Origin of the sequence: Mesorhizobium sp. M4A.F.Ca.ET.022.05.2.1 (assembly GCF_003998845.1) — a bacterium.
Classification (GTDB): domain Bacteria; phylum Pseudomonadota; class Alphaproteobacteria; order Rhizobiales; family Rhizobiaceae; genus Mesorhizobium.
Map to the genome: position 1 here is coordinate 1 of NZ_RZOJ01000177.1, position 11,253 is coordinate 11,253.

The following is an 11,253-nucleotide window of genomic DNA, read 5'->3' on the forward strand; positions in this document are numbered from 1 at the left end:
CTCCGGCCGTGCCAGTGGTCTCGTCGAGCGTTGCCGATGAGACAAAAACCGAGGACAAGCCGAAGCGCGCCGGCTGGTGGCAGCGGAAAGGCTTCTTTTAAGCCTTTCAAAGGTTTGGAGTAGTTTCTTGACCAAAAGAAATCCCGCGTCGTCAAAAACGGCGCGGGATTTTTTTGTGGTTATGCCGCCGTGGTCCAAGCCTTGAAGTCAGGCCGGCACAACCTGAATGTCGGCAGCCCTAAGGCGCGAAGATCGACCAGTTCATCATCTTCGCCAGCCTCTCCAGCGCGATCGAGCCCAGCTTGGAATTGCCGTTGGCATTGAGGCCAGGCGACCAGACCGCGAGCGAAGCCGTCCCCGGCACGATCCCCAATATGCCACCGCCGACGCCGCTTTTGCCGGGGATGCCGACGCGGAAGGCGAAATCGCCGGATCCGTCATAGTGGCCGCAGGTCAGCATCATCGCACCGATGCGGCGCGCCCGCTCGGCCGACACCACCGAATGCCCGGTCGCCGGGTTCTTGCCGCCATTGGCAAGGAAGCGGCCGGCCATTGCCAATTGCCGGCAGCTCATGGCAACGGCGCAATGGTGGAAATAGACACCCAGCGCCAGTTCCGGCGCATGGTGGAGATTGCCAAAGGATTTCATGTAGTTAGCTAAAGCGAAATTGCGGTAGCCGGTGGCACGTTCGGAGGCCGCCACCTCGCGGTCGATGATGATGGTGTCATCGTCGGCCAGGAACTGGATGAAGCGCAGGATCTCGCCGATCGCTTCGCGCGGCTGGTGGCCGGCGAGCAATATGTCCGAAACGACGATGGCGCCGGCATTGATGAACGGGTTGCGCGGAATGCCGTTCTCATGCTCGAGCTGGACGATCGAGTTGAACGGATTGCCCGACGGCTCGCGTCCGACGCGCTGCCACAGCGCATCGCCGACATTGCCGAGCGCCAGCGTCAGCGTGAACACCTTGGAAATGCTCTGGATGGAGAAGGCTTCCTCGGCGTCGCCGGCAAGCAGCACGCGGCCGTCATTGGTGACCGCCGCGATGCCGAACTTCTTCGGGTCGACCTTGCCGAGCTGCGGGATATAGGTGGCGACGTCGCCGCGATCCGTGCGCTCGGCCATTTCGGCGGCGACTTCGGCAAGCGCCTGTTCGAGTTCCGGCATGGTCTCCCCGCTATTTCAGCCAGCGCTCGATGCGCGCCATCGCCTCGACCATGTCGTCGTGGCTGCCGGCATAGGAAAAGCGCATGGTGCGATGGCCTTGAAGCGGATCGAAGTCGCGGCCGGGCGTTGCCGCCACGTGCGCCTCGGCAAGCATGCGACGCGCGAAGGCCATGCTGTCATTGGTATGCCTTGTGACATCGCAGAAGGCGTAGAAGGCGCCGTCCATGGGTGCCGCGAGCGCGAAGCCGAGCTCCGGCAGCCGCTTCATCAGCAGCTCGCGGTTCCAAGCGTAGCGCGCCTTCACCGCCTCCAGCTCCTCTGTCGCCTTGAACGCTTCGATCGCGGCGATCTGCGACAGTTCCGGCGGTGATATATAGAGGCTCTGGGCGATGCGCTCGACCGGACGCACCAGTGGTTCCGGCAGCACCATCCAACCAATGCGCCAGCCGGTCATGCAATAGTATTTCGAGAACGAATTGATCACCGTTACGGCCGAGCCGTAGGCGAGCGCCGTCGTGTCCGGCGCGGCATAGGCGAGCCGGTGGTAGATCTCGTCGGAAATAACGGCGATGCCGAGTTCTTCGGCCGTCGAAACCAGCGCGGCGAGCTCGTCGGCCGGAATCACCGCACCGGTCGGATTGGCCGGACTGGCGAACAGCACCCCCTTCAGCGGCCCTTCGCGGTGCGCGGTCCTCAGATGCTCGGCATGAAGATATGCATCGCCGCCGAGTTCGATCTCGACGATCTCGATACCGAGTGCGGCCATGATGTTGCGATAGGCTGGATAGCCTGGCGCGGCGATCGCGACACGGTCGCCTGGATCGAACATCGCGAGGAAAGCCAGGTTGAAGGCGGCGGACGATCCGGTGGTGACGGCGATTCGCGCCGCCGGGACATGTATCCCGTAATGGTCGCCATAGTGCCTTGCGATAGCCTGGCGCAGATCGGCCAGACCCAGCGCGTCGGTGTAGCCGATGCGCCCGACCTTCAGGGCATTCGCAGCGGCCTGCCGCACGCCTGCCGGCGCCGGGTCGGACGGCTGCCCGACCGCCATCGAAACCACCGGCGCCCCGGTCGCCTTCAACCGGTTGGCCTCGGCCAGAATATCCATGGCGTGGAACGGCTCGACCTCGCCGCGGCGCGAAAGCGAAACAACCATTTTCAAATCCAACACGCCAGGATCCGCCCTGGCCGCGCCGCACAAATGCCCGATTGATGTGGGGATCACAAGCGCAGGAAGTTTTCGGTGCCGACTTTTCATCCTCCGCCCGCTCGTCTACCAGTGGACCTGTCATGTTGAGCCGACCCAGATCGACCACTGCCAGATCGACCGTTGCAAGGACCGCGCGCGGCTTCGCCACGCTTTTGCTTGCGGCCGCCGTCGCGGTCTCCGGCTCGGTCAGCGCATTTGCGCAAAACGTCCCCATCGTGCGCGACGCCGAGATCGAGGCACTGGTACGCGACTACGCGCGGCCGATCTTCAAGGCGGCTGGGCTGGCCAATGACGGCATCGATATCGTGCTGGTCAACGATCCGAGCTTCAATGCCTTCGTTACCGGACGCCGCATGTTCATCAACACCGGCGCGCTGATGACGGCGGAAACGCCCAACGAGATCATCGGCGTCATGGCTCACGAGGCCGGCCATATCGCCGGCGGCCACCAGCAGAAGCTGCGCGACCAGCTCGAGCGCGCCAAGACGATGGCCATCATTGCCACGCTGCTCGGCGCTGGCGCCATGGTGGCCGGCGCCACCACCAACAGCCGTGGGCTGGCCGGCGCCGGCATGGGCGTCGCGGCGGGCGGCGGCGAGATGGCGCAGCGCAGCATCCTGGCCTATCAGCGCACCGAGGAGACGACTGCCGATCGCTCGGCGATCAGCTACCTCAACGCCACCGGCCAGTCCGGCATGGGCATGCTGAAGACCTTTTCCCGCTTCCAGAACGCGCTGTCGCTGTCCGGCACCCAGGTCGACCCTTACCGGATAAGCCACCCGATGCCGCAGGAGCGCATCGCCAACCTCGAGGCGCTGGTCAAGCAAAGCCCCTACGTCGACAAGCTCGACCCGCCGGCTCTGCAGCAGCGGCATGACATGATGCGCATAAAGATCGCCGCCTACATGCAGGGACAGGCGGCCGCCTCGCGGCTGATGCGCAAGAATCCGGGCAGCCTCGCCTCGCGCTACGGCGAGGCGCAGCTCGCCTATCTTTACGGCAACCTCAATGCCGCGCTCGTCAAGACGTCCGCACTGATCAAGGAACAGCCGAAGAACCCCTATTTCCAGGAACTGCGCGGCGACATCCTGATGAAGGCGAACAAGCCCAAGGATGCCGCTGACGCATATGCCAAGGCGGTCAGCCTCGATCCCGCGAGGTCCGGGCTGCTGCCGGTCTCGCTCGGCCAGGCTCTGATGGCGATCGGCACGCCGGATGCCCTGAAAAAGGCCGCGGTGCAGATCAACAACGGTCTTGGGCGCGACAGGGAGAACGCCGTCGGCTACCGCTATCTGGCGCAGGCCTATGGCGAACTCGGCAACATACCGGCGGCGGACCTTGCCACGGCCGAAGGCCATTTCTATTCCGGCGACTACCGGAACGCGAAGATTTTCGCCATGCGCGCGCAACAGAAGATGAAGCGCGGCGAGCCTGGCTGGCTTCGCGCCCAGGATATCATAAACTACGGGCCTTCGGGCAAAACCAAGTGAACCTTCCGGCCGCTCCGGGCAACGGAAGCGGACTGGAACAGGCAAAAGGGATCGAGGATCATGAACAAGGCAATCTTGCTTGGCACGACGGGCGTGGTGGCCGCCCTTGCCATGCTGGCGGTCGGCTTCGTCGCCGGCAGCCCTCAGGCGGCCAAGGCCGACACGACGCAGGTCGTCCAGGCCGCCGCGCCCTCGGACAGGAGGATCGACCGGGCCGAGGTCGAGGGCATCATCCGCGACTACCTCCTCAAGAACCCGGAAGTGCTGCTCGAGGTGCAAGAAGCGCTGGAGGCCAAGCAGAAGGAAGAGCAGCGCATTGCCGCCCTCGGCGTCATCAAGAACGCCAAGGACGAGATCTTCAACTCCGCCTTTGACGGCATCGTCGGCAATCCGAACGGCAAGGTCACCATCGTCGAATTCTACGATTACAATTGCGGCTTCTGCAAACGCGCCATCGAGGACATGCAGGCGCTGACCAAGGCTAACCCCGACCTGCGCTTCGTCCTCAAGGAATTCCCGATCCTCAGCCCGGATTCGCAAAAGGCCAGCGTCGTCTCCATGGCCTTCCATTTGATGATGCCGGAGAAATACGGCGAGTTCCACACCGCCTTGCTTGGCGGCCAGGGCCGCGCCACCGAGTCGATCGCCATCAAGATCGCGGTCTCGCTCGGCGCCGACGAGGCGAAGCTGCGCGAGAAGATGAAGGACCCCAGCATCAACGAAGCGCTGTCCCGGACCTATGATCTTGCCACCAAGCTGTCGATCACCGGCACGCCCTCCTATGTGGTCGGCAACGAGGTGGTGTTCGGCGCGCTCGGGAAGGATGTCCTTGCCGAAAAGATCGAGGCGGCGAAGGCCGCGCTCTGATCGGCCCCAAGCCCTTGCGGCGGGCGACTTTCCGCCCGCTGTGGACAGCGAAAGAACGCACTTGCGCTCTTTTCGCGGGCGTCTATGCCCATTATAGAAGCCCAGGGCGCCGGCTTGCGGCCGGCGCCGGGAAAGGTCAGCATTCTTGAAAACGGTTTTCGTCCTGAACGGTCCCAATCTCAACGCGCTCGGCAAGCGCGAGCCGGGCATCTATGGCGGCAAGACGCTTGCCGCGATCGCCGAGGACTGCAAGAAGGCGGGCGCCGAGCTTGGGCTGGAGATCGACTTCCGCCAGTCGAACCATGAGGGCGACCTCGTCGACTGGATCCAGGAAGCCGGCGACAAAGCCGTCGGAATCGTCATCAATCCGGGCGCCTACAGCCACACCTCGATTGCCATTCACGACGCCATCCGCGCTGTCGCGCCGCTGCCCGTCGCCGAAGTCCATCTCTCCAACATCCATGCGCGGGAACCGTTCCGCCACGTCTCCATGGTCGCGCCGGTCGCCGTCGGCATGATCTGCGGGTTCGGGCCGCTCGGCTACACGCTCGCGCTGCAGGCGCTGGCGGCACGCCTTTGACCGGCCAACAAACAGAAGGCTCGAAAATGTCTATAAAGAAGACCGGTGTTGACCAGCAGCTGATCCGCGATCTGGCGGGCATACTGAACGACACCAATCTTACCGAGATCGAGGTCGAGCTCGGTGACCTGAAGGTGCGCGTGTCGCGTCAGTCGCAGACCGTGCACGCGGTGGCCGCTCCCGCGCCCGCTTATGCGCCGGCGGCGCCAGCTCAGCCCGCGGCTGCGGCCTCAGCGCCTGCAACGGCCGACCAGTCCAAGAACGCCGTGCCCTCGCCTATGGTCGGCACCGCCTACTTGGCGCCGTCGCCCGACGCCAAGCCGTTCATAGAGATTGGCCAGAAAGTCAAGGAAGGCCAGACGCTGCTGATCATCGAAGCGATGAAGACTATGAACCAGATCCCCTCGCCGCGCGCCGGCACGGTGACGGCGATCCTCTTCGAGGACGCCCAGCCGGTCGAATACGGCATGCCTCTCGTCGTCATCGAGTAGAGCCGGGAATGTTTCAGAAAATCCTCATCGCCAATCGCGGCGAAATCGCCCTCAGGGTGCTCCGCGCCTGCAAGGAACTCGGCATCCAGACCGTGGTGGTGCATTCGACGGCCGACGCCGACGCCATGCATGTCAGGCTTGCCGACGAGAGCGTCTGCATCGGCCCGCCGCCGTCGCGCGACAGCTATCTCAACATCCACCAGATCGTCGCCGCCTGCGAGATCACCGGCGCGGACGCGGTGCATCCGGGCTATGGTTTCCTGTCGGAGAACGCCAAGTTCGCCGACATCCTGGCCGCTCACAACATCACCTTCATCGGCCCGTCCGGCGACCATATCCGCGTCATGGGCGACAAGATCGAGGCCAAGCGCACCGCAAAACGCCTGGGCATCCCGGTCGTGCCGGGCTCCGACGGCGCGATCAGCGAAGAGAAGGAAGCCAAGCGCGTCGCCGCCGAGATCGGCTACCCCGTGATCATCAAGGCTTCGGCCGGTGGTGGCGGGCGCGGCATGAAGGTGGCGCGCAGCGAGGCCGACCTCGAGATCGCCCTGCAGACGGCGCGCTCGGAAGCCGGCGCCGCCTTCGGCGACGATGCCGTCTATATCGAGAAATACCTGGAGAAGCCGCGCCATATCGAACTGCAGGTGTTCGGCGACGGCGCCGGCCGCGGCGTCCATTTCGGCGAGCGCGACTGCTCGCTGCAGCGCCGTCACCAGAAGGTCTGGGAAGAGGCGAATTCGCCCGCGCTCAATGCCGAGGAACGCGCGCGCATCGGCGGCATCTGCGCCAAGGCCGTCGCCGATCTCGGCTATTCCGGCGCCGGCACCATCGAATTCCTCTACGAGGACGGCGAGTTCTATTTCATCGAGATGAACACCCGCCTGCAGGTCGAGCATCCGGTGACGGAAGCGATCACCGGCATCGACCTGGTGCATGAGCAGATCCGTGTCGCCTCCGGCGGCGGCCTTTCGGTCAGGCAGGAGGACATCAAGTTCAACGGCCACGCCATCGAATGCCGCATCAATGCCGAGGACCCGCGCACCTTCACCCCCTCGCCGGGCACGATCACCCATTTCCACACGCCGGGCGGGCTGGGCATCCGCGTCGATTCCGGCGTCTATTCCGGCTACAAGATCCCGCCCTATTACGACAGCCTGATCGGCAAGCTGATCGTGCACGGCCGCAACCGCGTCGAGTGTATGATGCGGCTGCGCCGAGCGCTGGACGAATTCGTCGTCGACGGCATCAAGACGACGCTGCCGCTGTTCCGCGACCTAGTCGGCAACCCCGACATCGCCAATGGCGACTACGACATCCACTGGCTGGAAAAATATCTGGCTAAAGAGGAATAGCCGCTGAACTTGCAGTTATAATGCCGCGATGACCCGTCCCTATGCGCCCGGCTATCGCATCCCGACCGACCTCTTGCTGAAGGCCTATGCCTCGGGCGTCTTCCCGATGGCCGAAAGCGCCAGCGATCCGGAAGTGTTCTGGGTGCGGCCGGAGACGCGTGGCATCATCCCGCTGGACAGGTTTCATACACCGCGCAGCCTGAAGAAGACGATCCGCAGACACCCCTTCGACATCCGCTATGATTTCGATTTCGAGGCGACAATCGACGGCTGCGCCGAGAGACGCGAGGAGCGCCGCTCGACCTGGATCAACGCGCCGATCCGCGAGGCTTACGTCGAACTCTATCGCCTCGGCCATTGCCATTCGGTCGAGGCCTGGCGCGAGGATCGGCTGGTCGGGGGCCTTTACGGCGTCTCGCTGGGGCGCGTCTTCTTCGGCGAAAGTATGTTCGCCAGGGAAACGGACGCCTCCAAGACCTGTCTTTATCACCTGGTCGAGCGCTTGAAGGCGCGCGGTTTCGCGCTGCTCGACACCCAGTTCACCACCGAGCACCTCAAGCGCTTCGGCGCCGTCGACGTGCCGCGCGGCCAGTACGAGAAGATGCTGGCCGAGGCCTTGAAGAGCGAAGCCATCTTCTCGCCATGAGGCCGTAGCGATCAGCCTTTTGCTGAAGCCTCTATCGGCGTTTGCGCATGGAACATCATCTTCCAGCCATTGGTTCGATGCACGTAGCCGGTGCTGACCAGCGCGTTGTAGATTTCGCCATTCTCGCGCGTCGCGTGCGCCTCGTAGGTCAGCATGACAATGTCGCTGCCGGGTTCGACCATGCCCTTTAGGTCGATGTCGAGATCGCGCCAGCGACGTGGCTTGCTGGCGGTTTTAGCCAGATCGGCATTGCTGATCGCATGCGCCATCTCCGGAAAGGCCACGAGGCATTCGGCATCGGCGTTGGCCGCATAGTAGGCCGCATCGCCGGTCCAGAATCCCCTTTCGAGGTCAAGCAATTCCTTCTTGCTGACCGTCATATGCTTGGTTGCTGACATCGCAAGATCCTCCATGCGCAACAGTGCGCAATCGCTCTTTTGCCAACGTGTGGCGAACGAAGCGGTTCCCCGATTCTGCTGTTGGATCAGTTGGCCTCGCCGCTATCCGGCTCGGTCGCAGCCGGAGCGGCGGCGGCCTTCGGCTTGGACGTATCGACCTGTGACGCACCGGTCTTGGCGGCCTCGGGCGGCGGCACGTCCGACTTCTGCTTGCAACCCTTCAGCCAGACGTCATAGACGGCGTGCTCGACGGCGTTGAGGCCGGGGCTCTCGGCGAACATCCAGCCGGTGAAGATGCGGCGGATCTTGCGGTCGAGCGTGATCTCATCGACCTCGACGAAGGAATCGGTCTTCGGCTCCTCCGTCTCCGGCCGCGAATAGCAGATGCGCGGCGTCACCTGCAAAGCGCCGAACTGCACCGTCTCGTCGATATAGACATCGAAGGTGATGATCCGGCCGGTGATTTTGTCGATGCCGGCGAACTCGGCGACCGGATTGGTGATGCGCTCGGCAGCCACCGGCGCCGCCGGCGTCTGCGCAGCGGCAACCGTCACCGTGCAGGCGGCGACAGCGGCTGTTGCCGCGGCCGCGGCGCCCAACGAGATTCGGCTGAAGATGCTCATGCGGGATACCGGTGGTTGCGCCCGGAGTGATTCTTGCTCGCCCAAGGCTAGTCGCCGTTTTCAGATCAGCAAGCAGCTAAACGTCAATTGTGGCGACAAAGGACCGATCAGCACCTCGGCCGCCGATTACGAGCCGGGCGTCCAGGCGTCGTAGTCGCCGGTCACTTGCGGGCGGTGCTGGTTGGTCAGCACCGAGCCCTGCGGACGGTAGGCCGCAGGGCTGCCGGTGAGATTCGGCAAATGCGGCTTCTGCCATTCGCGCGGACGATAGTCGTCGCTCGGCGGCGCCACATCGACGCGATGATGAATCCAGCCGTGCCAGCCCGGCGGGATCTTCGAGGCTTCCGAATAGTCCCGGTAGATGACCCAGCGACGGGTGCGGCCTTCTGAATCGATGCCGCCCTCGTAATAGACGTTGCCGGCTTCGTCCTGGCCGACCTTCCTGCCGTGGCGCCATGTGTGGAACCGCGTTCCCAGCGTCTGGCTGTTCCACCAGGTGAAAAACTGCGTAAGGAAAGCTTTCATCCAAGTCCTCGCGGCGGCAGCGGCTGCGCCTTTCTCCTGCTTATGGCGTCACGCAATCGCGAAGGCAAGGGTTTTGCCGTGGGGCGCAATGTAAATGGTTCGTGCGCTAAATCGATACAGCCGCGCGGATAGCGGCAGCCCTGCTTGCCAAGCAGTTCCTGTCTTTCTAAAGCTCTGCTCGCCCGGCAACGGGCGCCTGGCCTGGTGCCCGGCCAAGGGAGGTGAAGATTCAAGACCTGTCCGCCAGTGGCCGGATCAGCGCCGACGCCATTCGCCGCCGCAAGGGCGGCGTGCCGATCGTCTGCCTGACCGCCTATACCTATCCTGTCGCCCGATTGCTCGATCCCCACGTCGACCTGCTTCTGGTCGGCGACAGTGTCGCCATGGTGCTGCACGGCCACAAGACCACGCTTGGCGCATCCCTGGAGATGATGATCGCGCACGGTCAGGCGGTGATGCGCGGCTCCGACAGGGCTTGCGTGGTCGTCGACATGCCTGCCGGCAGCTATGAGACGTCGGTGGCTGAGGCCGTCGCCTCGGCGCGGCGCATTGTCGAGGAGACGGGCTGCCAGGCGGTCAAGCTCGAGGGCGGCGTCGACATGGTCGGGCAGATCGCCGCGATCGTGGCCGGCGGCATCCCGGTCATGGGCCATATCGGCCTGCAGCCGCAATCGGTGGAAAAGGACGGCGGCTACAAGATCAAGGGCCGGACCGAAGACAATGTGGCCGCCCTGTTCCGCGACGCCGAAGCGGTGGAAAAGGCCGGCGCCTTTTCCGTGGTCATCGAGGGCACCGTCGAGAGCGTCGCGGCTGATCTTACCCGCGCCATCGCCATCCCCACCATCGGCATTGGCGCCAGCCGCGATTGCGACGGCCAAATCCTGGTCATCGACGACATGGTCGGCCTGACCGTCGACCGCGTACCGAAATTCGTCAAGGAATATGCCAGCCTGCGCGATGTCGTCTCGGACGCTGCCGCCCGCTACGCGGCGGAGGTGCGCGACCGCGCGTTTCCCGGCCCGGACCACGTCTTTGCCGCCACACCCGATAAGGACAAGGTATGAGTCGACCGATCGTCGCCGAAACGGTTCCCGCCCTTCGCGCGCAAATCCGCGACTGGCGGCGCGAGGGCCTCGGCATCGCCATGGTGCCGACCATGGGCGCGCTGCATGACGGCCATATCTCGCTGGTCAGGATGGCGCTCGAAAAGGCCGAGCGCTGCGTCGTCTCGATCTTCGTCAATCCGGCGCAGTTCGCCCCGACCGAGGATCTCGACAAATATCCGCGCCAGCTTGCCCGCGACCTCGAACGGCTGGCCGAAGCCGGCGCGCATCTCGTCTTCACGCCAGGCGTCGCGGAGATGTACCCGGCCGGCTTCGCCACCAGGATTTCGGTCGGCGGCCCCTCCTCCGGCCTGGAATCGGATTTCAGGCCTAGCTTCTTCGACGGTGTCGCCACCGTCGTGGCCAAGCTCTTCCTGCAGGCGGCTCCCGACTATGCGATCTTCGGCGAGAAGGACTATCAGCAGCTTTGCGTCGTCAGGCAGCTTTGCCGCGACCTCGACCTGCCCGTCGCCATCGTCGGCGCACCCACCGTGCGCGATGCGGATGGCCTCGCCATGTCCTCGCGCAACGCCTATCTCGGCGAGAAGGAACTTGCGGTCGCTCGCAAGCTGAATGTCGTTTTGCGCCGGACTGCGGCCGCGCTCGCCGCGGGTGCCGACGAAGCCGATGCGGCCCACGCGGCTCGGCAAGCGCTTGTCGAGGCAGGCTTCCGGAAGGTGGACTATGTCGCGGCGCGTGAAAGCCTGACGCTCGCCCCCTGGCGGCGCGACCGCGACGGCCGCGTGCTCGCGGCCGTCTGGCTCGGCACGACCAGGCTGATCGACAATGTGGAGATT

Annotated in this window: 13 protein-coding genes; 8 read left to right on the forward strand and 5 right to left on the reverse strand. The window is 64.4% G+C overall.

Features of this window, described 5'->3' with window-relative positions:
* Positions 1 to 238: 238 nt before the first annotated feature.
* Both EN745_RS19300 and EN745_RS19305 read right to left on the reverse strand, forming a co-directional pair.
* Positions 239 to 1,168, reverse strand: coding sequence for a glutaminase (locus EN745_RS19300; RefSeq protein ID WP_127407262.1), 930 nt, complete (start codon positions 1,166 to 1,168; stop codon positions 239 to 241).
* 10 nt (positions 1,169 to 1,178) lie between these two features.
* Positions 1,179 to 2,327, reverse strand: coding sequence for an aminotransferase class I/II-fold pyridoxal phosphate-dependent enzyme (locus EN745_RS19305; RefSeq protein ID WP_127422026.1), 1,149 nt, complete (start codon positions 2,325 to 2,327; stop codon positions 1,179 to 1,181).
* A gap of 134 nt (positions 2,328 to 2,461) precedes the next feature.
* On the opposite strand from EN745_RS19305, the gene EN745_RS19310 reads away from it, so the two are divergent.
* The 6 genes from EN745_RS19310 (at position 2,462) to aat (ending at position 7,807) form a co-directional block, all read left to right on the forward strand.
* A complete protein-coding gene (locus tag EN745_RS19310) occupies positions 2,462 to 3,871 on the forward strand; it encodes a M48 family metalloprotease (RefSeq protein ID WP_127422027.1) in 1,410 nt (469 codons plus the stop codon).
* A gap of 60 nt (positions 3,872 to 3,931) precedes the next feature.
* Complete coding sequence (locus EN745_RS19315) at positions 3,932 to 4,738, forward strand: DsbA family protein (RefSeq protein WP_127422028.1); 807 nt, start codon at positions 3,932 to 3,934, stop codon at positions 4,736 to 4,738.
* Between the two features lie 145 nt (positions 4,739 to 4,883).
* The gene (gene aroQ, locus EN745_RS19320) at positions 4,884 to 5,318 is read left to right on the forward strand and encodes a type II 3-dehydroquinate dehydratase (protein ID WP_127407617.1); all 435 of its coding nucleotides are present in this window, start codon (positions 4,884 to 4,886) and stop codon (positions 5,316 to 5,318) included.
* 26 nt (positions 5,319 to 5,344) lie between these two features.
* Positions 5,345 to 5,809 (forward strand): acetyl-CoA carboxylase biotin carboxyl carrier protein, encoded by a 465-nt coding sequence (gene accB, locus EN745_RS19325; protein ID WP_126054373.1) that lies wholly within the window; start codon positions 5,345 to 5,347, stop codon positions 5,807 to 5,809.
* An 8-nt stretch (positions 5,810 to 5,817) separates the two neighbouring features.
* Entirely contained in the window at positions 5,818 to 7,161 is a 1,344-nt protein-coding gene (gene accC, locus EN745_RS19330; protein WP_126054372.1) for an acetyl-CoA carboxylase biotin carboxylase subunit, read from the forward strand.
* A gap of 28 nt (positions 7,162 to 7,189) precedes the next feature.
* Positions 7,190 to 7,807: a leucyl/phenylalanyl-tRNA--protein transferase gene (aat, locus tag EN745_RS19335; protein WP_126054371.1), complete on the forward strand. Its 618-nt coding sequence runs from the start codon at positions 7,190 to 7,192 to the stop codon at positions 7,805 to 7,807.
* 11 nt (positions 7,808 to 7,818) lie between these two features.
* Here aat and EN745_RS19340 read toward each other — a convergent pair whose 3' ends face one another.
* The 3 genes from EN745_RS19340 to EN745_RS19350 form a co-directional block, all read right to left on the reverse strand.
* Complete coding sequence (locus EN745_RS19340; RefSeq protein WP_126054370.1) at positions 7,819 to 8,205, reverse strand: hypothetical protein; 387 nt, start codon at positions 8,203 to 8,205, stop codon at positions 7,819 to 7,821.
* An 86-nt stretch (positions 8,206 to 8,291) separates the two neighbouring features.
* The gene (locus EN745_RS19345) at positions 8,292 to 8,828 is read right to left on the reverse strand and encodes a DUF2155 domain-containing protein (RefSeq protein ID WP_126054369.1); all 537 of its coding nucleotides are present in this window, start codon (positions 8,826 to 8,828) and stop codon (positions 8,292 to 8,294) included.
* A 126-nt stretch (positions 8,829 to 8,954) separates the two neighbouring features.
* Positions 8,955 to 9,353 carry an NADH:ubiquinone oxidoreductase subunit NDUFA12 gene (locus EN745_RS19350; RefSeq protein ID WP_126054368.1) on the reverse strand — a complete coding sequence of 133 codons (399 nt, stop codon included), beginning with the start codon at positions 9,351 to 9,353 and terminating at the stop codon, positions 8,955 to 8,957.
* A 221-nt stretch (positions 9,354 to 9,574) separates the two neighbouring features.
* Here EN745_RS19350 and panB point away from each other — a divergent pair, with 221 nt between their 5' ends.
* Both panB and panC read left to right on the forward strand, forming a co-directional pair.
* Positions 9,575 to 10,417 carry a 3-methyl-2-oxobutanoate hydroxymethyltransferase gene (gene panB, locus EN745_RS19355; RefSeq protein ID WP_126054367.1) on the forward strand — a complete coding sequence of 281 codons (843 nt, stop codon included), beginning with the start codon at positions 9,575 to 9,577 and terminating at the stop codon, positions 10,415 to 10,417.
* Positions 10,414 to 11,253, forward strand: an 840-nt coding sequence (gene panC / locus EN745_RS19360; protein ID WP_127422029.1) for a pantoate--beta-alanine ligase, incomplete at its 3' end; no start/stop codon positions are given. The genes panB and panC, both read left to right, overlap by 4 nt.